This is a genomic window from Pseudomonas sp. HMSC063H08 (assembly GCF_001813645.1).
GTDB classification, from domain to species: Bacteria; Pseudomonadota; Gammaproteobacteria; order Pseudomonadales; family Pseudomonadaceae; genus Pseudomonas; species Pseudomonas aeruginosa.
The window spans coordinates 265,262-286,835 of the sequence record NZ_KV813325.1; the positions used below are offsets into that span (position 1 = coordinate 265,262).

Here is a 21,574-nt window from a genome sequence, read left to right on the forward strand (position 1 = left end):
AGGACAGGAACTGTGCGGCAGTCCGCTTTCCTGACCGAGGGGGTCGGCACAGGCTCGATAGGACCTTTCCGAACTCTAGCAGCATCGAAATGGACCCGCAGCCTTCGGACGCCACGATCCCGCCGGGAGGTCCCGGCGGCGGGGAGAGATGGGACGGAGACGCTCGGGGCGCTCCGTCCCGGCGAGGTCAGGACTGTTTCGGCAGGGCCAGGCATTCGCCCATGCGCACCGGGCTCGCTGCCCCGAGGCCGTCGTTGAACGCGACCTGCTGCGGGCCGAACAGGACGATGGCGGTGGAGCCCAGCTTGAAGCGACCGAGCTCGGCGCCTTTTTCCAGGCGGATCGGCGCACGGGCGGCTTCGTCGTAGCGGAAGGTCTTCAGTTCGCGCTTCGGCGGCGTAACCAGGCCGGCCCAGACGGTTTCGATGGAGGCCACGATCATCGCGCCCACCAGCACCACGGCCATCGGACCGCGCTCGGTGTCGAACAGGCAGACCACCCGCTCGTTGCGGGCGAACAGCTCGGGAACGTTTTCCGCGGTGGTCTGGTTCACCGAGAACAGCCGGCCGGGAACGTAGACCATCTCGCGCAGGGTGCCGGCCAGCGGCATGTGCACGCGGTGGTAGTCCCGGGGGGACAGGTAGACGGTGGCGAAGTCGCCACCCATGAAGGGCGCGGCCAGTTCGGCGTCGCCGCCGAGCAGTTCGGCCAGGCTGTAGCTGTGGCCTTTGGCCTGGAAGATCCGCCCGTGCTCGATCGGGCCGAGCTGGCTGATCGCGCCATCGGCCGGGCAGAGCACCGCGCCGGGCTCCTGGGCCAGCGGGCGGGCGCCATCCTTCAGGGCGCGGGTGAAGAAGGCATTGAAATGTTCATAGGCCTGCAGGTCCTCGACCTGCGCTTCGCGCATGTCGACCTGGTAGCGCCGGGCGAACCAGGCGATCAGGCGGTCCTTGAACCAGGTCGCCCGGCAGTCGGCGGCGAAGCCGATCAGCCGGGACAGCAGGTGGTGCGGCAGCAGGTACTGGCTGCAGATGAACAGACGATCTTTGAACGACATTCCTCAAACCTCTACAGGGGTATCGGGGTGGTTGCCCCATTCCGACCAGGAGCCGGCGTAGCCTTTGACCCGCGGGTAGCCCAGCGCCTTGGCCACCAGGTAGGTGAAGCCGGAGCGATGGTGGGTCTGGCAGTGGGTGATCACTTCCTTGTCCGGCGTAATGCCGAGGGCCTCCAGGACTTCGGCGATATCCGCGCGGATGCGCAGGGCGCGAGCCGGGTCCATGCCGGCGGTCCATTCGAAATTGATCGCGCCGGGCACATGCCCGGCCTTCGCGGCGAGCACCTTGGTACCGGCGTATTCGCTGGGGTTGCGCGCATCCCATACCGCCAGGTCGGCGGCGCCGAGGCGGCTTTGCAGGTATTCGCGGGTCGCGCTGGGCTCGTCGTGCAACGTCAGCGGCAGCGGGCCGCCGACAGGCGCCGGGACCTCGCGGTCGAGCACCTGGGCGTCGGCGATCCAGGCCGGCAGGCCGCCGTTGAGATAGTGGTAGCGGTGGTGGCCGATCACGTCCAGCAGCCAGATGAAGCGGCCCGCCCAGCCGCCGCCTTCGTCGTCGTAGACCACGTAGGTCGCCTCCGGGCGGTGGCCCAGCTCGCCGAACAGGGCTTCCAGGTCGGCCTTGGCCGGTAGCAGGCCGGGTGCCGGGGGTTGTCCCCACTGGGTGCGTTTGGGGTCGACGAAACGCGCGCCGGGGATATGCCCTTCGGCGTAGCGGGCGGCACTGGTCAGGTCGACCAGGATCAGCTCGGGCGCGCCCAGGCGCGGCGCGAGATCGCTGGGCTCGATCACCAATGGCAGGTCGGAGAAGACGGACATGCGAGTACCCCCGGGTTGAAGAAGGGCAGCAGTTTAACGGAAAGCGCGCCCGACCAGTGTGCCGGGCGTGTCCCTCATTCCGTGCGGCGCTGGCGGCCGAACTGCTGGATCGCGCGCTCGGTGCACTGGGCGGTCTTGGCGAAGGCCTGGGCATGCAGGTCGCTGAACGGCTGGCCGCCGAGGTCGGCCAGGACCAGCATCACCACCCGCGAGCCGTTGCCCAGCGAGCGCAGCAGCAGGTGAGGTCCGGGGAACAGTTGGCGCAAGGGTTCGCCGAGGGCCGGCAGCAACTGGTCCTGGTTGTTCGGGCCGATGCGCAGCAGGGCAGGCTGCTGGAACAGTTTCTTCAGCAGCGGGCTGCTGGCAATCTCCAGTTGCAATTTCTCCTGGCCCGGTTCGAGTCCGGCGCTCTGCTGCGCCAGCACGTGTACCTGGGTGCGATCGGCCACCAGCAGCAGCATCCTTTGCAGGCCGCAGGCGCGCAGCGCATCGCGGGCACAGGCGGTGAGCTGCACGACGTTGCTGAACGGGCTGGGCTCGCGGAGCAACTCGGCGCAATGCTGCCGCCACTCGGCCAGGGCTTCCGCCGAGGGCGGCGGCGGGGGCGCCGCTTCGGCACGCCAGCGGCTGGCCTGCCAGGGCCAGATCAAGGCCACCGCCGGATGCCACAGCGGCGGCCGGGCGTGCAGGCGCGCGCTTTGCGCGGCGAGCATGTGCACCTGCTGCTGGACTTCGGTCAGCGGCTGGCCCAGGTACAGGCCGGTCAGGCGCTGCCAGCGCAGCATGTGCGGCCCGTCCCAGCTCTGGTGCGCGGCGATGGCCAGGCCATTGGCGAGGAGAGTGCAGTTGGCCGGCTGGGTCAGCCAGCGGGCGAGATCGGGCTGGGCATCGAGTTGCTGTTGCTGGAGCAGGGGCGACTGATGGTCGCGGGCGATACGCAAGGCTCGAACCAGCAGGCGACGGTCGCAGGCGAGCAGGCGATAGCCCTGGATGACCCACTGCGGTAGCCGCCAGCGTTCGGCCAGCGCCAGGCAGATCGGCAGCAGGCGCATGCCGAGCAGTTCGCGCTCCACTCGCAGGGTCGGTTCGCCCTGTACCAGCACGCGTTGCTGCCATTGCTCCAGCAGCTGCGGGCGGGCGTTGGCCAGCGCCCAGACCGGAGCCATGGTCAGCAGGCTGCCCCAGTGGATTTCCTGCCAGAGCCTGGCCAGGCGCGCGCCGAACAGGCCGCTGGCCTGCTGCATGGCGTGCTGGCTGATCAGCAGCATCTGCCCGAGGACCCTGGGCATCTCCGCATCCTGGATACTCGGCAGGGTCTTCAGAAGTTGGCTCGCGCGCGCCAGGCCGAGGCGGCTGAGGGCCACCTCCAGGCTTTCCGCGGGGTTGTCGCGGGCGCTCTCGGCGCGATTGGCCTCGCGCAGGATGGACAACGCCAGCGTCGGGCTGCCCTGCAACTGGTCGGCGATCTCGCGCAGCGAGCGGCGGCTGTCGCTCAGCGCGGCGTGCAGGCCGGCATAGTGGCTGGCGGGGATCGGCAGGGGTTGCCGGTCGAGCTCTTCGAGCCAGGCGGCGAGGCGGTCTGTCATGGGTGTCGGGCTCGGTGTCGGCGAGGCGGCGAACTGGCTTTTCGAGTATTCGGACTATAGTCTTGCGGCTAGCAACCGATAACAAGAGGGAGCCTAGCAGTCCCCCTCCTTATCCTGTTCATTTCGCACGTCCGGTCCTCATGTCAAAAATCATCGGCATCATCGTCGTTTTCGCCAGTGTCCTCGGGGGCTTCCTGCTCTCCGGCGGCAAGATCGGCGCCATCATCCAGCCCTTCGAGGTCCTGATCATCGGCGGTGCGGCACTGGGGGCGTTCCTCCAGGCCAACCCGGGCAGCACGTTCATGGTGGTGCTGAAGAAAGCGCCGAAGATGTTCAGCAACCGCTTTACCCAGACCTACTACCTCGAGGTGCTGGGCATGCTCTACGAGATCCTCAACAAGAGCCGGCGCGAAGGGATGATGGCGATCGAGGCGGACATCGAGGACCCCGCGGCCAGTCCCATCTTCAGCAAGTACCCCGGCGTGCTGAAGGACGAACGGATGACCGCCTATGTCTGCGACTACCTGCGCATCATGTCCTCCGGCAACATGGCGCCGCACGAGCTGGAAGGCCTGTTCGACATGGAGCTGTCCAGTCTCAAGGAGGACCTGGAGCATCCGTCCCACGCGGTGACCAAGGTCGCCGACGCCCTGCCGGGCTTCGGTATCGTCGCCGCGGTACTCGGCATCGTCATCACCATGGCGTTGCTTGGCGAAGGCAGCCAGGCGGAGATCGGCCACCACGTCGCCGCCGCCCTGGTGGGTACCTTCCTCGGGATTCTCGCCGCCTACGGCTTCGTCGGCCCGCTGGCCGTCGCGCTGGAGCACGATGCCAAGGAAGAGTTGAACATGTTCGAAGCGATCAAGGCCTGCCTGGTCGCTTCCGCTTCCGGCATGCCGCCTTCGCTGGCCGTCGAGTTCGGCCGCAAGGTGCTGCTGCCCGCCCATCGGCCGACCTTCGCCGAGCTCGAGCAGGCCGTGCGTGGCCGCTGAGTGGAGGCACTGTCGATAGATGGACAATAACCAGCCGATCATCGTCAAGCGCGTCAAGCGCTATGCCGCCGGCCACCACGGCGGCTCGTGGAAGATCGCCTTCGCCGACTTCGCGACGGCGATGATGGCGTTCTTCCTGGTGCTCTGGCTGCTGTCTTCGGCCACCCCGGAGCAGAAGAAGGCGATTTCCGGATACTTCCAGGACCCCATCGGTTTCAGCGAAAGCGCCAGCCCCTACGTCATCGACCTCGGCGGCACGCCGACGCCGGCGCCGGACAAGACCCTCAATCCGCAGGTCCAGGCCCAGCCGGACTCCAACGAAAGCCGGATCAGCCCCGAGCAGGACCACCAGGTCAACGCCGACCAGGCCGAGAACCTCGCCGAGCAGGTTGAGCGAGAGCGCCTGGCGCTGCTGCTGCAGGAGTTGCAGAACAAGGTCGACGAAAATCCGATGCTCAAGGACTTCAAGGACCAGATCCACTTCGAGATCACCCGCGACGGCCTGCGCATCCAGATCGTCGACGCCGCCAACCGGCCGATGTTCGACCTCGGCAGCGCGCGCCTGCAGCCGTATTTCGAGGACATCCTGCTGGCCATGGCCGAGACCATCCGCCAGGTGCCGAACAAGATCAGCATCAGCGGCCACACCGACGCCAAGCCCTATGCCGGCAACGGTGACTTCGGCAACTGGGAGCTATCGGCCAATCGCGCCAACGCCGCGCGCCGTGCGCTGGTCGCCGGCGGCTATCCGGAAGGGCAGATCGCCCAGGTTGTCGGATATGCCTCGGCACGCCTGTTCGACGACAAGGACCCGCTGAACCCGGTGAACCGGCGGATCGACATCGTGGTCCTGACCCGCAAGGCGCAGAAGGCCATCGAAGGCGAGACCGGCGCCCCCGCGGCTGCCCCGGGCGAGCAGCCGAAGCCGGCTGCCGAGGCACCGGCGGCGGGCGCGCAACCTTCGCTACCGGCGGACGAGGTGCAGAAGAAGCTCAACCTGTTCGACGACGGCGGCAGCCTGAAGCTGGAGCAGATCAAGGGCGACTGAGGTTCAGTAGTCCGTTTCCGGCATGCTTGCCAGAATGTGCCGGTAGCTGGCCATGCGTTGCGGCATGATGCGCCCGTCCTCCAAGGCCTGGAGCAGGGCGCAACCTGGTTCGCGGTCGTGCTTGCAGTCGCGGAAGCGGCAATGCCCGAGCAGGTCGCGGAACTCGATGAAGCCGGCCTCGACGTCGTCTCGCGACACGTGCCCCAGGCCGAACTCACGGATGCCGGGCGAGTCGATCAGGTCGCCGCCGCCGGGAAAATGGAACAGTCGCGCGGTGGTGGTGGTATGGGTGCCCTTGCCGGTCACCGTGGAGAGGTCGCCGACACGGGTGTCGACACCTGGCAACAAGGCATTCACCAGCGACGACTTGCCCACCCCGGACTGCCCGACGAAGACGCTCACGTGAGCGTCCAGCGCGCCGCGCAGTTCGTCCATCGCCAGGCCATTGAAGGCCGATACCTCGATCAGCGGATAACCCAGGGTGCGGTAGACATTCAGCAGCGCATCGATGCCTTCGGCATTGCTCTCGTCGACCAGGTCGGCCTTGTTCAGCAGCAGCAGCGGCTGGATGCCGGCATGTTCGGCGGCGATCAGGTAGCGGTCGATCAGGTTGGCGTGCGGTTCGGGACGCGGGGCGAAGACGATGACGATGCGGTCGACGTTGGCCGCTACCGGCTTGAGCAGCCCGCGCATGTCCGGGCGGCACAGCTCGGAGCGACGTGGCAATTGCGCGACGATCACGCCGATGCCCTGGTTGCCGGCACGCCAGACCACCTGGTCGCCGGTCACCAGTGCCGGCAGGTTGGCGCGCAGGTGACAGCGGGAAACCTGGCCGTCGGCGGACTCGACCTCTACCTGAACCCCGAAATGAGCGATCACCTGGCCGGTCTGCTCCGGTCCCAGGTCGCCGCCCTCCAGCTCTTCCACGGCACGCGACTCGCGACGGGCCGCCCGGGCCGCGCGTTCTTCCTGGATCTTTTCGATGCGCCAGCTCTGCCGGCGGGTCAAGTGGCGTTTGGCCATGATGCGTCCGCATGAAAAATCGGCGGCGAGTTTAACATGGGCGCGCCGCCATCATTCGCGCGGCGGCGTTCCACGCTAGAATGCACGGCATAGCGACTGGAGCGACTCCCCATGCAGAACCCGCAGAACCTTATCTGGATCGACCTGGAGATGACCGGCCTCGATCCGGACCGGGACGTCATCATCGAGATGGCCACCATCGTCACCGACAGTGACCTCAACACTCTGGCCGAAGGACCGGTGATCGCCATCCACCAGCCAGAGGAAATCCTCGCCGGCATGGACGAGTGGAATACCCGCCAGCACGGCCAATCCGGCCTGATGCAGAGGGTTCGGGAAAGTACCGTGAGCATGGCCGAGGCCGAGGCGCAGACCCTGGCCTTCCTCGAGCAGTGGGTGCCCAAGCGCAGCTCGCCGATCTGCGGCAACAGCATCTGCCAGGACCGCCGCTTCCTCTATAGGCACATGCCCAGGCTGGAAGGCTACTTCCACTACCGCAACCTCGACGTCTCCACCCTCAAGGAGCTGGCTGCGCGCTGGGCGCCGCAGGTCCGCGAGAGCTTCAAGAAGGGCAACACCCACCTGGCGCTGGACGATATCCGCGAGTCGATCGCCGAGCTGCGCCACTATCGCGACCACTTCATCAAGCTCTGATCCGTCCGGGCCGGGCGGCAGGCGCCGGCTGGGCTAGGTTTCCCCGTGGCGCCGCAGGGCCCATTCCACGTGCTCGCGGACCAGCTCCGAAGGGAACCCGCGGCGCGCCTTCAGCGCCTCCAGCACCGGGATGGTCGAGGGCGCGTTGCCCAGCCCCACCGCCAGGTTGCGCAACCAACGTTCGTAGCCGGCGCGGCGCAGCGGCGAACCCTCGGTGCGGCCGAGGAACTCCTCCTCGCTCCAGAGGAACAGTTCGGCGAGTTCGGCGTTGTCCAGGCTGTGGCGCGGCTGGAAGTCGCCCTGCCCGGTGGGGCGGGCGAAGCGATTCCATGGGCAGACGATCTGGCAGTCGTCGCAGCCGAATACCCGGTTGCCGATCAGTGGCCGCAGCTCCAGCGGAATCGCGCCCTTGTACTCGATGGTCAGGTAGGAGATGCAGCGTCGCGCGTCCAGCCGGTAGGGGCCGACGAAGGCCGCGGTCGGGCAGATGTCCAGGCAGGCCGAGCAGCGTCCGCAATGCTCGCTGTCCATCGCCGGGTCGACGGGTAGCGGCATGTCGACGAACAGCTCGCCGAGGAAGAAGTAGCTGCCGGCCTTGCGGTTGAGCACCAGCGTGTTCTTGCCGATCCAGCCGAGGCCGGCCTGTTCGGCGATGGCCTTTTCCAGCACCGGCGCGCTGTCGACGAAGGCGCGGAAACCGAACGGGCCGACTTCGGCCTGGATGCGCTCGGCCAGTTGTTGCAGACGCTTGCGGATCAGCTTGTGGTAGTCGCGGCCGAGGGCGTAGCGCGAGACGTAGGCTTTTTCCGGTGTCGCGAGGACCTGCGCCATGCGCGTGTCGCCGGGCAGGTAATCCATGCGCAGGGATATCACCCGCAGCGTGCCGGGAACCAGCTCGGCAGGTCGCGAGCGCTTGCTGCCGTGCGCCGCCATGTAGTCCATCTCGCCGTGGTAGCCGGCCTCCAGCCAGCGCTGCAGGTGCGCTTCGTGCTCGCCCAGCTCGACGTCGCTGATACCGACCTGCTGGAACCCCAGCTCGCGGCCCCAGTCCTTGATGGACTGGGCGAGGCGGGCGGGGTCCGGCGGGGAAAGGTTGTCGGCCAGAGGTTGGGGAGTCATGGGAGGCAACGAAGACGAGGGAAAGCGAAATGGGATAGGTATAATTCTGCCAGACTGCGCGCCTGACGCCGAATCGATCCGATGACCATGACCTTCCAGCACGACGACCTGCCACTCGCCCTCTATTCCGCCGCCCAGGTGCGCGACCTGGATGCGCGCCTGATCGCTGCCGGCACGCCGGGCTTCGAACTCATGCAGCGCGCCGCCCACGCCGCCTGGCGTGCCTTGCGCCGCCGTTGGCCGGAGGCCGCGGCGCTGACGGTGCTCGCCGGACACGGCAACAATGCCGGCGACGGCTACCTGATCGCGGCGCTGGCGCAACGTGCGGGTTGGCGAGTGCGGGTGCTGGCGGTCGCGGCGCCGCAGCGGCTTGCCGGCGACGCGGCGCAGGCGCATGCCGCCGCGCTGGCGACCGGGGTCGTGGTGGAGCCCTGGAGCGAGTGCGCCGTGCTCGAGGGCGTAGTAGTGGATGCATTGCTCGGCACCGGCCTGGCAGGTGCCGTGCGCGAGCCCTTTGCGCAGGCCATCCGCCTGGCCAACGCCGCCGACCTGCCGGTGCTGGCGGTGGATATTCCTTCCGGCTTGAGCGCCGACACCGGCGCGGTATTGGGGGAAGCGATCAGGGCGGATCTGACAGTGACTTTCATCGGCCTGAAGATCGGGCTGTTCACTGGCGAGGCGCCGGCACGGGTCGGCGAGCTGGTGTTCGACGAACTCGGTAGCGACGCCGTCGTGCTGCAAGCGCTCCAGCCCCGGGCTCGCCGCCTGGCGCGAAATGCCCTGCCGAGGCTGGCAGCGCGGCCGCGGACCGCACACAAGGGGCTGTTCGGCCACCTGCTGGTGGTCGGCGGCGACACCGGCATGGGCGGGGCCGTGCTACTGGCCGCGGAAAGCGCCCTGCGCTGCGGCGCCGGGCTGGTCTCGGCGGCGACCCGCGTCGAACATGTGCCGGCGTTGCTGGGCCGTTGTCCCGAGGTCATGGCCCATGGCGTGGCGTCGGCGAACCAACTGCTGGCCCTTGCCGAACGCGCCAGCGTGCTGGTGCTCGGTCCCGGGCTTGGCCAGCGCGCCTGGGGTCGCAGCCTGCTGAGCGCTGTCCGGTCGCGACCGTTGCCGCAGGTCTGGGATGCCGACGCGTTGAACCTGCTGGCCCTGGAACCGGTCGGAGCAGGGCCGCAGACATGGATTCTGACGCCGCATCCTGGCGAGGCCGCGCGCCTGTTGGGTCGCTCGATCGCCGAGGTGCAGGCGGATCGTCCGGCGGCGGCGCTGGAACTGGCGCGTCGCTACCAGGCGGTGGTGGTGCTGAAGGGCGCCGGCAGCCTGGTCGCCGCGCCCGACGGACGACTCGCCGTCTGTTCCCAGGGGCATCCGGCGATGGCCGGCGCCGGCCTGGGTGACGTGCTGTCGGGCATCACCGGTGCCTTGCTGGCCCAGCGCGTGGAGGCGTTCGAGGCGGCCTGCCTGGCGGTCTGGCTGCATGCCGCCGCCGGTGAGCGGCTCGGCGCCCAGGGTCGCGGGCTGGCGGCGACCGATCTCATACCTACCGTTCGTCAGTTGCTCGAGGAGTGCAGTCCGTGTCTGAAGTGATCCTGTCCGCCGAAGGGGAAGACGCGATGCTCGAACTGGGCGGGCGCATCGCCCGGGTCAGCGGGGGGCAGGGGGTGATCTACCTGCATGGCGACCTTGGCGCCGGCAAGACCACCCTCTCGCGCGGCATCCTGCGCGGCCTCGGCCATGCCGGCTCGGTGAAAAGCCCGACCTTTACCCTGGTCGAGCCTTACGAAATCGGCGAGCTGCGCGCCTACCATTTCGACCTGTACCGGCTCGCCGATGCGGAGGAATTGGAGTTCTTCGGCATCCGCGACTATTTCGACGGCAGCGCACTCTGTCTGATCGAGTGGCCCGAGCGCGGTGCGGGCGTTTTGCCAACCGCCGATCTGGACATTACCATTACTGCCCAAGCGGGTGGACGGACACTGCGCCTGGTACCGCACGGTGCGCGGGGCGAAGCCTGGTGTGCCACCCTGACCATGGGAGCATGAGAAAAACGATGGGTTGGGGCTTGCGTCTGCGGACGTTGTTGACTGGGGTGATGATTCTGCTGGCCTGCCAGGTCGGCGAGGTTCTGGCCGCCGCGCAAATCAAGAGCGTGCGGATCTGGCGCGCTCCGGACAACACCCGTCTGGTCTTCGATCTCTCCGGTCCGGTGCAGCACAGCCTGTTCACCCTGGCCGCGCCCAACCGTATCGTCATCGACGTCAGCGGCGCCCAGCTGGCGACCCAGCTCAACGGTCTCAAGCTCGGCAACACCCCGATCACCGCGGTGCGCTCCGCCCAGCGCACGCCCAACGACCTGCGCATGGTCCTCGACCTGTCGGCGCAGGTCACCCCGAAAAGTTTCGTCCTGCCGCCCAACCAGCAATACGGCAACCGCCTGGTGGTCGATCTCTACGACCAGGGCGCCGACCTGACCCCGGACGTACCCGCGACGCCGACCCCGAGCGTGCCGGTCACTCCGGTGACGCCGACCCAGCCGGTGGCCAAGCTGCCGCTGCCGACCAAGGGCGGTACCCGCGATATCGTCATCGCCATCGACGCCGGCCACGGCGGTGAAGACCCTGGCGCCCTTGGCCCGGGCGGGCTGCACGAGAAGAACATCACCCTGTCGATCGCTCGCGAGCTGCAACGCCAGATCAACCAGGTGCGCGGTTACCGGGCCGAGCTGACCCGTACCGGCGACTACTTCATCCCACTGCGCAAGCGCACCGAGATCGCCCGCAAGAAGGGCGCCGACCTGTTCGTCTCGATCCATGCCGACGCCGCGCCGAGCCGCAGCGCCTTCGGTGCCTCGGTGTTCGCCCTGTCCGACCGCGGCGCCACTTCGGAAACCGCGCGCTGGCTGGCCGACAGCGAGAACCGTTCCGACCTGATCGGCGGCGATGGCAGCGTCAGCCTCGGCGACAAGGACCAGATGCTCGCCGGCGTGCTGCTCGACCTGTCGATGACCGCCACCCTCTCGTCGAGCCTGGACGTCGGCCACAAGGTGCTGACCAATGTCGGCCGCATCACTTCGCTGCACAAGCGTCGTGTCGAGCAGGCCGGGTTCATGGTGTTGAAGTCGCCGGACATCCCGTCGATCCTGGTGGAAACCGGCTTCATCTCGAACGTCAACGAGTCGCGCAAGCTGGCCAGCGCCAGCCATCAGCAGGCCTTGGCGCGTTCGATCACCAGCGGCATCCGCCAGTATTTCCAGCAGAGCCCGCCGCCCGGCACCTACATCGCCTCTTTGCGCGCCCAGGGCAAGCTCTCCATGGGGCCGCGCGAGCACGTGGTGCGGCCCGGAGAGACCCTGGCGATGATCGCCCAGCGCTATGAAGTGAGCATGGCCGCGCTGCGCAGCAGCAACAGCCTGTCCAGCGACAACCTGAAAGTCGGCCAGGCCCTGTCGATCCCGAGCACCGCCCTGGCGGCCCAGTGATGAGTGAAACACCGCGTATCCAGCTGCTGAGTCCGCGGCTGGCGAACCAGATCGCCGCCGGTGAGGTGGTCGAACGTCCCGCCTCGGTGGCCAAGGAACTCCTGGAAAACAGCCTTGACGCCGGTTCCCGGCGCATCGACGTGGAGGTCGAGCAGGGCGGCATCAAGTTGCTGCGAGTGCGCGACGACGGTCGCGGCATCCCCGCCGACGACCTGCCGCTGGCCCTGGCTCGCCACGCCACCAGCAAGATCCGCGAGCTGGAAGACCTGGAGCGGGTGATGAGCCTCGGCTTCCGTGGCGAGGCGCTGGCCTCGATCAGCTCGGTAGCGCGCCTGACCATGACCTCGCGTACCGCCGACGCGGGCGAAGCCTGGCAGGTGGAAACCGAGGGCCGCGACATGCAGCCGCGGGTACAGCCGGCGGCGCACCCGGTGGGGACCAGCGTCGAGGTTCGCGACCTGTTCTTCAACACCCCGGCGCGGCGCAAGTTCCTGCGCGCCGAGAAGACCGAGTTCGACCATCTGCAGGAAGTCATCAAGCGCCTGGCGCTGGCCCGTTTCGACGTGGCTTTCCACCTGCGCCACAACGGCAAGACCATCTTCGCCCTGCACGAGGCGCGAGACGAGCTGGCCCGCGCGCGCCGGGTCGGCGCGGTGTGCGGCCAGGCATTCCTCGAGCAGGCGCTGCCGATCGAGGTCGAGCGCAACGGCCTGCACCTGTGGGGCTGGGTCGGCTTGCCGACCTTCTCCCGCAGCCAGCCGGACCTGCAGTACTTCTATGTGAACGGGCGCATGGTGCGCGACAAGCTGGTCGCCCACGCGGTGCGCCAGGCTTATCGCGACGTGCTGTACAACGGCCGGCATCCGACCTTCGTGCTGTTCTTCGAAGTCGATCCGGCGGTGGTGGACGTCAACGTGCACCCGACCAAGCACGAAGTTCGCTTCCGTGACAGCCGGATGGTCCATGACTTCCTCTATGGCACCTTGCATCGTGCGCTGGGCGAGGTCCGTCCCGACGACCAGCTCGCGCCGCCCGGGGCGACCAGCTTGACCGAGCCGCGACCGACCGGCGCTGCCGCCGGCGAGTTCGGCCCGCAGGGCGAGATGCGCCTGGCCGAGAGCGTGCTGGAGAGTCCGGCGGCACGGGTGGGCTGGAGTGGCGGCTCGTCGGTCTCCGGCGGCTCCTCCGGCTATTCCGCCTACACCCGGCCGGAGGCGCCGCCTTCTCTGGCCGAGGCCGGTGGCGCCTACAAGGCCTACTTCGCGCCGTTGCCCGCGGGCGAGGCGCCAGCCGCGTTGCCCGAGAGCGCCCAGGACATCCCGCCGCTGGGTTACGCCCTGGCGCAGCTCAAGGGCATCTACATCCTCGCCGAGAACGCCCACGGCCTGGTGCTGGTGGACATGCACGCGGCCCACGAACGGATCACCTACGAGCGCCTCAAGGTGGCGATGGCCAGCGAAGGCTTGCGTGGGCAGCCGTTGCTGGTGCCGGAGTCGATCGCGGTCAGCGAGCGCGAGGCGGATTGCGCGGAAGAGCATTCCAGCTGGTTCCAGCGCCTGGGCTTCGAGCTGCAGCGCCTGGGGCCGGAAAGCCTGGCGATCCGGCAGATCCCTGCGCTGCTCAAGCAGGCGGAGGCGACCCAGTTGGTGCGCGATGTCATCGCCGACCTGCTGGAGTACGGCACCAGCGACCGTATCCAGGCACACCTGAACGAGTTGCTCGGCACCATGGCCTGCCATGGCGCGGTGCGCGCCAACCGGCGCCTGACCCTGCCGGAAATGAACGCCCTGTTGCGCGACATGGAAATCACCGAACGCAGCGGCCAGTGCAACCATGGGCGTCCGACCTGGACCCAGTTGGGCCTGGACGAGCTGGACAAGCTCTTCCTGCGCGGACGCTGAGCCTTGCAGCTTCGGGCGCAAAGCCCGAAGCTATGCGCTTTGTCCAAGAGCTTTCCGATGTCTTCCCTGCCTCCCGCCATCTTTCTCATGGGGCCGACCGCCGCCGGCAAGACCGACCTGGCGATGGCGCTGGCCGATGCGCTGCCCTGCGAGCTGATCAGCGTCGACTCGGCGCTGATCTACCGCGGCATGGATATCGGTACGGCCAAGCCTTCCCGGGAGCTGCTGGCGCGCTATCCGCACCGCCTGATCGATATCCGCGACCCGGCGGAGAGCTATTCGGCCGCGGAATTCCGCGCCGACGCCCTGGCGGCGATGGCCGAGGCCACCGCGCGCGGCAGGATTCCCCTGCTGGTGGGGGGCACCATGCTCTATTACAAGGCGTTGCTCGAGGGCCTGGCCGACATGCCCGGCGCCGATCCCGAGGTGCGCGCGGCGATCGAGGCCGAGGCCCTGGCCGAAGGTTGGGAGGCGCTGCACCGGCAACTCGCCGAGGTCGACCCGGAGTCGGCTGCGCGCATCCACCCCAACGACCCGCAGCGACTGATGCGGGCGCTCGAGGTGTATCGCCTCGGCGGGGTGTCGATGAGCGACCTGCGTCGCCGGCAAAGCGCTGAAAAGGCGGATTTTGACGCGTCAGGCAGGAATCAATTGCCGTATACTGTCGCTCAGCTGGCGATTGCTCCCGAGCAGCGCCAGGTGTTGCACGCGCGGATTGCGCAGCGTTTTCGCCAGATGCTGGAACAGGGTTTCATCGCCGAGGTCGAAGCACTGCATGCCAGAAGTGACTTGCATGCAGGATTACCGTCTATTAGAGCCGTGGGTTACCGTCAGGTGTGGGATTACCTGGATGGCAAGCTGTCCTACGCTGAAATGACCGAACGCGGCATCATCGCTACCCGCCAGTTGGCCAAGCGCCAGTTCACCTGGCTGCGAAGCTGGAGCCATCTACACTGGATGGACAGCCTAGCAGGTGACAATCTGCCGCGTGCCTTGAAATACCTGAAAACGGTCTCCATATTGGCCTGAGACCTTAATTTGTCCGTCTGTTTCCGGAGCGAGACCGGAGTTTGGACGGCGCCAAGTCACCCTATTCGACTACTTCAAACTACGATCCTTAAAGGAGTGCGGCACATGTCAAAAGGGCATTCGCTACAAGACCCTTACCTCAATACCCTGCGGAAAGAACGCGTCCCGGTTTCCATCTATCTGGTCAACGGCATCAAGCTGCAAGGCCAGATCGAGTCCTTCGACCAGTTTGTCATCCTGCTGAAGAACACCGTCAGCCAGATGGTTTACAAGCACGCGATCTCCACCGTGGTACCGAGCCGTCCGGTGCGTCTGCCGAGCGGTGACCAGCCGGCCGAGCCGGGCAACGCTTGACGGGAGTCCGCTTTGTTCTTTGAGCGCCCAGGTGGTGGGGAACAGGCTGTTCTGGTGCATCTGGAAGGGCAGAACCCCGAGGCGCGTGAAGACCCGCAGGAGTTCCAGGAGCTGGTGCGTTCGGCCGGCGCGGAAACGGTGGCATTCGTCAGCGTCTCCCGCCACCAGCCGAGCGCCAAATATCTTATCGGCAGTGGCAAGGTCGAGGAGTTGCACGACCTGGTCAAGGCCGAAAACGTCGAGCTGGTGATTTTCAACCACACCTTGACGCCCAGCCAGGAGCGCAACCTCGAGCGAGCGTTCGAGTGCCGCGTACTCGACCGGACCGGGCTGATCCTCGACATCTTCGCCCAGCGCGCACGTACCCACGAAGGCAAGTTGCAGGTGGAACTGGCGCAACTGGAGCACATGAGCACGCGGCTGGTACGCGGCTGGACCCACCTCGAACGGCAGAAAGGCGGTATCGGCCTGCGCGGTCCGGGCGAGACCCAGCTGGAAACCGACCGACGCCTGCTGCGCGTGCGCATCCGCCAGATCAAGCAGCGCCTGGAGAAGGTCCGCAGCCAGCGCGAGCAGGCTCGACGCGGGCGCAAGCGCGCGGATATCCCGGCGGTCTCCCTGGTCGGCTATACCAACGCCGGCAAATCGACCCTGTTCAATGCGCTCACCGCCTCCGAGGTGTATGCCGCCAACCAGTTGTTCGCCACCCTCGACCCCACCCTGCGTCGCCTGCAACTGGACGATCTCGGGCCGGTGGTGCTGGCCGACACGGTGGGCTTCATCCGTCACCTGCCGCACAAGCTGGTGGAGGCCTTCCGCGCTACGCTGGAAGAGTCGAGCAACGCCGACCTCCTGCTGCACGTGATCGACGCCTACGAGCCCGAACGGGATGCGCAGGTCGAGCAGGTGCTGGCGGTGCTCGGCGAGATCGGCGCCAACGAATTGCCGATGCTCGAGGTCTATAACAAGGTCGACCTGCTACCCTCGGTCGAGCCGCACATCCAGCGCGACGACTCCGGCAAGCCGGTGCGCGTCTGGCTGTCGGCGCAGACCGGCGAAGGCCTCGACCTGTTGCGCCAGGCCATCGCCGAGCTGCTCGGCGAGGACCTCTTCGTCGGGACCTTGCGCCTGCCCCAGCGGCTCGGGCGCCTGCGCGCCCAGTTGTTCGAACTGGGCGCGGTGCAGTCCGAGGCGCACGATGAGGAAGGTTGTACCCTGCTGCAGGTGCGCCTGCCGCGGGCCGAGTTGAACCGCCTGGCGAGCCGCGCTGGCTGGCAGCCGGCGGAGTTCGTTGCGCAACACACTTTGCAATAAAGCCCGTATCGCTGCTTTTGGCAGCGGGCAGGGCATTCGGTAGCATGGGTGGCCGCGCCGCAGGCGCGTTTCGCGTTACTAGATGGAGAGCGCTATGGCTTGGAACGAGCCGGGTGACAACTCGAACAACAACGATCGAGACCCGTGGGGAGGCCGCCGCGGTGGTGGTGGCGGCGGTGGTGACCGCAAGGGGCCGCCCGACCTGGATGAGGCTTTCCGCAAGCTTCAGGACAGCCTGAACGGGCTGTTCGGTGGAAAAAAACGCAGTGGCAACGGTTCCGGCTCCGGTTCCGGCGGCAAGGGCGGTGGCCTGGGCCTGTTCGGCATCGGCCTGGCGATCCTCGCCGTGCTCTGGCTGTACAACGCCATCTATGTGGTGGACGAGCAGGAGCAGGCGGTCATCCTGCGCTTCGGCAAGTATTACGAGACGGTCGGTCCCGGCCTGAACTTCTACTTCCCGCCGATCGACAAGCGCTTCCAGGAGAACGTCACCCGCGAGCGTGCGTACAGCAAGCAGGGGCAGATGCTCACCGAGGACGAGAACATCGTCGAAGTGCCGCTGACCGTGCAGTACAAGATCAGCAACCTGCAGGACTTCGTGCTCAACGTCGACCAGCCCGAGGTCAGCCTGCAGCAGGCGACCGAGAGCGCGCTGCGGCATGTCGCCGGCTCCACCACCATGGACCGGATCCTCACCGAAGGCCGCGAGCAGATGGCGACCGAGGTGCGCGAGCGCCTGCAACGCTTCCTGGATACCTACAGGACCGGTATCACCGTGACCCAGGTGAACATCCAGAGCGCCCAGGCCCCGCGTGAGGTGCAGGAAGCGTTCGACGACGTGATCCGGGCCCGCGAGGACGAGCAGCGCGAGAAGAACCAGGCCGAAGCCTATGCCAACGGCGTGGTGCCGGAGGCGCGTGGCCAGGCCCAGCGCATCATCGAAGAAGCCAACGGTTACCGCGACGAGGTGATTTCGCGCGCCCAGGGTGAGGCGGATCGCTTCTCCAAGCTGCTGGTGGAATATCGCAAGGCTCCGGAAGTGACGCGCGAGCGTCTGTACCTGGACACCATGCAGGAAGTCTTCAGCCAGACCAGCAAGGTGCTGGTGACCGGTCAGCAGGGGCAGAACAACCTGCTCTACCTGCCGCTGGACAAGATGATCGATGGTCGTAACGCCGCGCCCGCTACGGGTGCCGGTGCTTCCGCCGGTGGTGGCAGCGCCAGCGCTTCCGACCTGGGGTCGCGGATCGTCAACGACCTGCGCCAGCAAGACGCGCGTACGAGGGAGAGCCGCTGATGGGCAACAAGTCTTTGATCGCTCTGATCGTCGGTGTCGTCGCCGCCATCGTCCTGTGGAACAGCGTCTACGTAGTCCAGCAGACCGAGCGCGCGGTCATGTTGCGCTTCGGCCGGGTGGTCGAGTCCGACGTCAAGCCGGGCCTGCACTTCAAGATCCCGTACGTCAACCAGGTGCGCAAGTTCGACGCTCGCCTGCTGACCCTGGATGCCCCGACCCAGCGCTTCCTGACCCTGGAAAAGAAAGCGGTGATGGTGGATGCCTATGCCAAGTGGCGGGTGGCGGATGCCGAGCGCTTCTATACCGCTACCTCGGGCCTCAAGCAGATCGCCGACGAGCGCCTGTCGCGGCGTCTCGAAGCGGGTCTGCGCGACCAGTTCGGCAAGCGTACCCTGCATGAAGTGGTATCGGGCGAGCGCGACGCGCTGATGGGCGACATCACCGCTTCGCTGAACCGCATGGCGCAGAAGGAGCTGGGTATCGAGGTGATCGACGTGCGGGTCAAGGCCATCGACCTGCCGAAGGAAGTCAACCGCAGCGTCTTCGAGCGGATGAGCACCGAGCGTGAGCGCGAGGCCCGCGAGCACCGCGCCAAGGGTCGCGAACTGGCCGAAGGCATTCGTGCCGACGCCGATCGCCAGCGCCGGGTAATCGTTGCCGAAGCCTACCGCGAGTCGGAAGAGACCCGCGGTGACGGCGACTCCAAGGCTGCCGCGATCTACGCCAAGGCCTACAACCAGGATCCGGAGTTCTATTCCTTCTACCGTAGCCTGAAGGCGTATCGCGAAAGCTTCGCCGAGAAGCGCGACGTACTGGTGCTCGATCCGAGCAGCGAGTTCTTCCGCTATCTGAACAAGGCCAACAAGTAATACTCGGCTCTCCGGCGGGCGGCAGCGCCCGCCGGAGAAATCGTGTTATGATGAGCCAGCCGGGAAATCCCGGCTTTTTTGCGTCCGCGAGAATCATGTGGCAGGAATTCGGCATCGCTTTTTGTCTCGTGCTGGTGCTGGAAGGCATCCTGCCGTTCCTGTGTCCGCGACAATGGCGCGAGGCGGTCACCGGCATCGGCCGGCTGAGCGACCGTCACCTGCGTCTCGTGGGGCTGGGCAGCATGCTGCTCGGCACCCTGCTTCTTTACTGGATTCACTGATGATGTGCCGCCCGGCTGAAAGGGGAGAGGCGAAATGGCAACGGTAGACCGCTGGCTGCTGCCAGATGGGATCGAAGAGGTGCTGCCCCCGGAGGCGGCGCGCATCGAAGCAGCCCGCCGTCAGGTGCTGGATCTGTTCCACCGCTGGGGTTACGAGTTCGTCGTGACCCCGCATATCGAATACCTGGAGTCGCTGCTCACCGGTGCGGGACAGGATCTTGACCTGCGCACCTTCAAGGTGACCGACCCGGCGTCCGGCCGGCTCATGGGTTTCCGTGCCGACATTACGCCGCAAGTGGCGCGGATGGATGCGCACAGCCTGCGCCGCGAGGGACCGAGCCGCCTGTGCTATGCCGGCAGTGTGCTGCATGCGCAGCCGCGCGCGCTGTCCACTTCGCGTAGTCCGATCCAGCTGGGCGCCGAGCTGTACGGCGATCCGAGCCCTGCCAGCGATGTCGAGGTGATCAGCCTGATGCTGGAAATGCTCGAGATGGCGGAAGTGCCGGACGTGCACATGGACCTCGGCCATGTCGGTATCTACCGCGGCCTGGCGCGCGCGGCAGGGCTGTCCGGCGAAGTCGAGCAGCAGTTGTTCGATGCCTTGCAGCGCAAGGCGGTGGACGAGGTCGAGGCGCTGACTGCCGACCTGCCTGCCGAGCTGCGCGGCATGTTGCGTGCGCTGGCCGAGCTATGCGGCGGCCGCGATGCGCTGGAGCAGGGCCGTGCCCGTCTGGCGGCGGCGCCGGCCGATGTCCAGGTGGCGCTGAACGAGCTGATCGAGATCGCCGATTCGCTGGCTGGACGTTTCCCCGGCTTGCCGCTGTATTTCGACCTCGGCGAGCTGCGTGGCTATCACTATCACACCGGCGTGGTGTTTGCGGCCTTCGTGCCCGGCGTTGGCCAGTCCATCGCCCAGGGCGGTCGCTATGATGATATCGGTGCCGATTTCGGGCGCGCCCGCCCGGCCACCGGTTTCTCCACCGATCTGAAAAGCCTGGTCACTCTCGGCCAGGCCCGGTTGGACCAGGCTGTATCGGGTATCTGGGCGCCGGCCGAAGGGGCCGGGCTCTGGCAGGCGGTGCAACGACTGCGCCGCGACGGGCAGCGTGTCGTCCAGGCTCTGCCCGGGCAGGATGCGGCTTCTGCGCGCGAGGCGGGCTGCGACCGGCAGCTGGCGCTGCGCGATGGCAATTGGCAGGTGGCGCCGCTGGCGTCCTGAGATTCCGCCGGCCGCGGCCGGCATCGAACTTCCACGATGGGGACAAGTGTTATGGGTAAGAATGTCGTAGTCCTGGGCACCCAATGGGGTGATGAGGGCAAGGGCAAGATCGTCGACCTGCTCACCGAGCAGGCGGCTGCCGTAGTTCGCTACCAGGGTGGTCACAACGCTGGCCACACCCTGGTGATCGATGGCGAGAAAACCGTCCTGCACCTGATTCCATCGGGCATCCTGCGCGAAGGCGTGCAGTGCCTGATCGGCAATGGCGTGGTGCTGGCGCCGGATGCGCTGCTGCGCGAAATCACCAAGCTGGAAGAGAAGGGCGTGCCGGTGCGCGAGCGCCTGCGCATCAGTCCTTCCTGTCCGCTGATCCTGTCCTATCACGTCGCCCTCGACCAGGCGCGCGAGAAGGCCCGCGGCGAAGCCAAGATCGGCACCACCGGTCGTGGCATCGGCCCGGCATACGAGGACAAGGTGGCGCGTCGCGGCCTGCGCGTCGGCGACCTGTTCCACCGCGAGCGCTTCGCCGCCAAGCTGGGCGAGCTGCTGGACTACCATAACTTCGTCCTGCAGCACTACTACAAGGAGCCGGCCATCGACTTCCAGAAGACCCTGGACGAGGCGATGGAGTATGCCGAGCTGCTCAAGCCGATGATGGCCGATGTCGCTGCGACCCTGCACGACCTGCGCAAGCACGGCAAGGACATCATGTTCGAAGGCGCCCAGGGATCGCTGCTGGACATCGACCATGGCACCTATCCCTACGTGACCAGTTCCAACACCACCGCTGGCGGTACCGCCACCGGTTCCGGCTTCGGCCCGCTGTACCTGGACTACGTACTGGGTATCACCAAGGCCTATACCACTCGCGTCGGCTCCGGTCCGTTCCCGACCGAGCTGTTCGACGACGTCGGCGCCTACCTTGCCAAGCGCGGCCACGAGTTCGGTGCCACCACCGGTCGCGCTCGTCGCTGCGGCTGGTTCGATGCCGTGATCCTGCGCCGCGCCATCGAGATCAACAGCATCTCCGGCCTGTGCCTGACCAAGCTCGACGTGCTCGATGGTCTGGACGTGGTGCGCCTGTGCGTCGGCTACAAGAATGCCGATGGCGATGTGCTGGAAGCGCCGACCGATGCCGACAGCTACATCGGCCTGCAGCCGGTCTACGAGGAAATGCCCGGCTGGAGCGAGTCGACCGTGGGTGCGAAGACCCTGGAAGAGTTGCCGGCCAACGCCCGCGCCTACATCAAGCGCGTGGAAGAACTGGTGGGTGCGCCGATCGATATCATCTCCACCGGTCCGGACCGCAACGAAACCATCATCCTGCGCCATCCATTCGCCTGAGGCGGATAGCGGGGCGATGACGGAACGGGCTGCGCATGCGGCCCGTTTTCATTTCCGGGGTCGGCGCCGCGGCGAGCGGGGGGAGGTGGCGTGGCTCGAAGGGAAAAATCGCGGACAACAAAAAGCCGAGCGATGCTCGGCTGTTTGTCTTGAAGATGGTGCCCAGGAGAAGACTCGAACTTCCACG

At 66.9% G+C, this 21,574-nt stretch carries 21 protein-coding genes; 15 read left to right on the top strand and 6 right to left on the bottom strand.

Annotation, left to right across the window (positions count from 1 at the left end; all coding sequences use genetic code 11):
- Positions 1–187 precede the first annotated feature (187 nt).
- The 3 genes from asd to HMPREF2924_RS01610 all read right to left on the bottom strand — a co-directional run bounded on the left by asd (position 188) and on the right by HMPREF2924_RS01610 (position 3,462).
- Positions 188–1,057 carry an archaetidylserine decarboxylase gene (gene asd / locus HMPREF2924_RS01600; protein WP_003095677.1) on the bottom strand — a complete coding sequence of 290 codons (870 nt, stop codon included), beginning with the start codon at positions 1,055–1,057 and terminating at the stop codon, positions 188–190.
- Positions 1,058–1,060: 3 nt separating this feature from the next.
- A complete protein-coding gene (gene rhdA / locus HMPREF2924_RS01605; RefSeq protein ID WP_003110321.1) occupies positions 1,061–1,876 on the bottom strand; it encodes a thiosulfate sulfurtransferase in 816 nt (271 codons plus the stop codon).
- Positions 1,877–1,950: 74 nt separating this feature from the next.
- Positions 1,951–3,462, bottom strand: a complete 1,512-nt coding sequence (locus HMPREF2924_RS01610; RefSeq protein ID WP_003102046.1) for an HDOD domain-containing protein — start codon at positions 3,460–3,462, stop codon at positions 1,951–1,953.
- A 140-nt stretch (positions 3,463–3,602) separates the two neighbouring features.
- On the opposite strand from HMPREF2924_RS01610, the gene motA reads away from it, so the two are divergent.
- The gene (gene motA / locus HMPREF2924_RS01615) at positions 3,603–4,454 is read left to right on the top strand and encodes a flagellar motor stator protein MotA (protein ID WP_003095674.1); all 852 of its coding nucleotides are present in this window, start codon (positions 3,603–3,605) and stop codon (positions 4,452–4,454) included.
- Between the two features lie 19 nt (positions 4,455–4,473).
- Positions 4,474–5,502, top strand: a complete 1,029-nt coding sequence (motB, locus tag HMPREF2924_RS01620) for a flagellar motor protein MotB (RefSeq protein WP_003135595.1) — start codon at positions 4,474–4,476, stop codon at positions 5,500–5,502.
- Positions 5,503–5,505: 3 nt separating this feature from the next.
- Here motB and rsgA read toward each other — a convergent pair whose 3' ends face one another.
- The gene (gene rsgA, locus HMPREF2924_RS01625; protein WP_003102042.1) at positions 5,506–6,525 is read right to left on the bottom strand and encodes a small ribosomal subunit biogenesis GTPase RsgA; all 1,020 of its coding nucleotides are present in this window, start codon (positions 6,523–6,525) and stop codon (positions 5,506–5,508) included.
- A gap of 111 nt (positions 6,526–6,636) precedes the next feature.
- Between rsgA and orn the strand changes: the two genes are divergently transcribed.
- Positions 6,637–7,179 carry an oligoribonuclease gene (gene orn, locus HMPREF2924_RS01630; RefSeq protein WP_003125488.1) on the top strand — a complete coding sequence of 181 codons (543 nt, stop codon included), beginning with the start codon at positions 6,637–6,639 and terminating at the stop codon, positions 7,177–7,179.
- 33 nt (positions 7,180–7,212) lie between these two features.
- Here orn and queG read toward each other — a convergent pair whose 3' ends face one another.
- Positions 7,213–8,298: a tRNA epoxyqueuosine(34) reductase QueG gene (gene queG / locus HMPREF2924_RS01635; RefSeq protein WP_003110324.1), complete on the bottom strand. Its 1,086-nt coding sequence runs from the start codon at positions 8,296–8,298 to the stop codon at positions 7,213–7,215.
- An 81-nt stretch (positions 8,299–8,379) separates the two neighbouring features.
- Here queG and HMPREF2924_RS01640 point away from each other — a divergent pair, with 81 nt between their 5' ends.
- The 12 genes from HMPREF2924_RS01640 (at position 8,380) to HMPREF2924_RS01695 (ending at position 21,387) form a co-directional block, all read left to right on the top strand.
- Positions 8,380–9,888: an NAD(P)H-hydrate dehydratase gene (locus tag HMPREF2924_RS01640; RefSeq protein WP_003135568.1), complete on the top strand. Its 1,509-nt coding sequence runs from the start codon at positions 8,380–8,382 to the stop codon at positions 9,886–9,888.
- Entirely contained in the window at positions 9,876–10,343 is a 468-nt protein-coding gene (tsaE, locus tag HMPREF2924_RS01645) for a tRNA (adenosine(37)-N6)-threonylcarbamoyltransferase complex ATPase subunit type 1 TsaE (RefSeq protein WP_003095664.1), read from the top strand. Before HMPREF2924_RS01640 ends, tsaE begins: the two co-directional genes overlap by 13 nt.
- An 8-nt stretch (positions 10,344–10,351) precedes the next feature.
- Entirely contained in the window at positions 10,352–11,779 is a 1,428-nt protein-coding gene (amiB, locus tag HMPREF2924_RS01650; protein ID WP_003123571.1) for an N-acetylmuramoyl-L-alanine amidase AmiB, read from the top strand.
- A complete protein-coding gene (mutL, locus tag HMPREF2924_RS01655; RefSeq protein ID WP_003135566.1) occupies positions 11,779–13,680 on the top strand; it encodes a DNA mismatch repair endonuclease MutL in 1,902 nt (633 codons plus the stop codon). The genes amiB and mutL overlap by 1 nt, the downstream gene beginning before the upstream one ends.
- Positions 13,681–13,737: 57 nt before the next feature.
- Positions 13,738–14,709, top strand: coding sequence for a tRNA (adenosine(37)-N6)-dimethylallyltransferase MiaA (gene miaA, locus HMPREF2924_RS01660; RefSeq protein ID WP_003135563.1), 972 nt, complete (start codon positions 13,738–13,740; stop codon positions 14,707–14,709).
- A gap of 105 nt (positions 14,710–14,814) precedes the next feature.
- Positions 14,815–15,063, top strand: coding sequence for an RNA chaperone Hfq (gene hfq / locus HMPREF2924_RS01665; RefSeq protein ID WP_003095657.1), 249 nt, complete (start codon positions 14,815–14,817; stop codon positions 15,061–15,063).
- Positions 15,064–15,075: 12 nt separating this feature from the next.
- Positions 15,076–16,377 carry a ribosome rescue GTPase HflX gene (gene hflX, locus HMPREF2924_RS01670; protein WP_003095652.1) on the top strand — a complete coding sequence of 434 codons (1,302 nt, stop codon included), beginning with the start codon at positions 15,076–15,078 and terminating at the stop codon, positions 16,375–16,377.
- Positions 16,378–16,471: 94 nt separating this feature from the next.
- Positions 16,472–17,674 carry an FtsH protease activity modulator HflK gene (gene hflK, locus HMPREF2924_RS01675; RefSeq protein WP_003106427.1) on the top strand — a complete coding sequence of 401 codons (1,203 nt, stop codon included), beginning with the start codon at positions 16,472–16,474 and terminating at the stop codon, positions 17,672–17,674.
- Complete coding sequence (gene hflC / locus HMPREF2924_RS01680; RefSeq protein ID WP_003106429.1) at positions 17,674–18,543, top strand: protease modulator HflC; 870 nt, start codon at positions 17,674–17,676, stop codon at positions 18,541–18,543. Before hflK ends, hflC begins: the two co-directional genes overlap by 1 nt.
- 95 nt (positions 18,544–18,638) lie before the next feature.
- Positions 18,639–18,824 (top strand): DUF2065 domain-containing protein, encoded by a 186-nt coding sequence (locus tag HMPREF2924_RS01685; RefSeq protein ID WP_003095647.1) that lies wholly within the window; start codon positions 18,639–18,641, stop codon positions 18,822–18,824.
- A 34-nt stretch (positions 18,825–18,858) separates the two neighbouring features.
- The gene (locus HMPREF2924_RS01690) at positions 18,859–20,043 is read left to right on the top strand and encodes an ATP phosphoribosyltransferase regulatory subunit (protein ID WP_003095644.1); all 1,185 of its coding nucleotides are present in this window, start codon (positions 18,859–18,861) and stop codon (positions 20,041–20,043) included.
- 51 nt (positions 20,044–20,094) lie between these two features.
- Entirely contained in the window at positions 20,095–21,387 is a 1,293-nt protein-coding gene (locus HMPREF2924_RS01695) for an adenylosuccinate synthase (protein ID WP_003095642.1), read from the top strand.
- Here the strand turns inward: HMPREF2924_RS01695 and HMPREF2924_RS36140 are convergent.
- On the bottom strand, positions 21,362–21,574 hold a 213-nt coding region (locus HMPREF2924_RS36140; RefSeq protein WP_204372600.1), incomplete at its 5' end, for a hypothetical protein. The genes HMPREF2924_RS01695 and HMPREF2924_RS36140 overlap by 26 nt on opposite strands.

Excerpts from the sequence above, each read along its gene's own strand:
- HMPREF2924_RS01640 (WP_003135568.1), top strand. The coding sequence starts at position 8,380 with ATGACCATGACCTTCCAGCACGACGACCTGCCACTCGCCCTCTATTCC.
- hflK (WP_003106427.1), top strand. The coding sequence starts at position 16,472 with ATGGCTTGGAACGAGCCGGGTGACAACTCGAACAACAACGATCGAGAC.
- queG (WP_003110324.1), bottom strand. The coding sequence starts at position 8,298 with ATGACTCCCCAACCTCTGGCCGACAACCTTTCCCCGCCGGACCCCGCC.
- rsgA (WP_003102042.1), bottom strand. The coding sequence starts at position 6,525 with ATGGCCAAACGCCACTTGACCCGCCGGCAGAGCTGGCGCATCGAAAAG.
- mutL (WP_003135566.1), top strand. The coding sequence starts at position 11,779 with ATGAGTGAAACACCGCGTATCCAGCTGCTGAGTCCGCGGCTGGCGAAC.
- amiB (WP_003123571.1), top strand. The coding sequence starts at position 10,352 with ATGGGTTGGGGCTTGCGTCTGCGGACGTTGTTGACTGGGGTGATGATT.
- HMPREF2924_RS01685 (WP_003095647.1), top strand. The coding sequence starts at position 18,639 with ATGTGGCAGGAATTCGGCATCGCTTTTTGTCTCGTGCTGGTGCTGGAA.
- miaA (WP_003135563.1), top strand. The coding sequence starts at position 13,738 with ATGTCTTCCCTGCCTCCCGCCATCTTTCTCATGGGGCCGACCGCCGCC.
- HMPREF2924_RS01690 (WP_003095644.1), top strand. The coding sequence starts at position 18,859 with ATGGCAACGGTAGACCGCTGGCTGCTGCCAGATGGGATCGAAGAGGTG.
- orn (WP_003125488.1), top strand. The coding sequence starts at position 6,637 with ATGCAGAACCCGCAGAACCTTATCTGGATCGACCTGGAGATGACCGGC.
- HMPREF2924_RS01610 (WP_003102046.1), bottom strand. The coding sequence starts at position 3,462 with ATGACAGACCGCCTCGCCGCCTGGCTCGAAGAGCTCGACCGGCAACCC.
- hfq (WP_003095657.1), top strand. The coding sequence starts at position 14,815 with ATGTCAAAAGGGCATTCGCTACAAGACCCTTACCTCAATACCCTGCGG.
- asd (WP_003095677.1), bottom strand. The coding sequence starts at position 1,057 with ATGTCGTTCAAAGATCGTCTGTTCATCTGCAGCCAGTACCTGCTGCCG.
- rhdA (WP_003110321.1), bottom strand. The coding sequence starts at position 1,876 with ATGTCCGTCTTCTCCGACCTGCCATTGGTGATCGAGCCCAGCGATCTC.
- motA (WP_003095674.1), top strand. The coding sequence starts at position 3,603 with ATGTCAAAAATCATCGGCATCATCGTCGTTTTCGCCAGTGTCCTCGGG.
- hflC (WP_003106429.1), top strand. The coding sequence starts at position 17,674 with ATGGGCAACAAGTCTTTGATCGCTCTGATCGTCGGTGTCGTCGCCGCC.
- motB (WP_003135595.1), top strand. The coding sequence starts at position 4,474 with ATGGACAATAACCAGCCGATCATCGTCAAGCGCGTCAAGCGCTATGCC.
- HMPREF2924_RS01695 (WP_003095642.1), top strand. The coding sequence starts at position 20,095 with ATGGGTAAGAATGTCGTAGTCCTGGGCACCCAATGGGGTGATGAGGGC.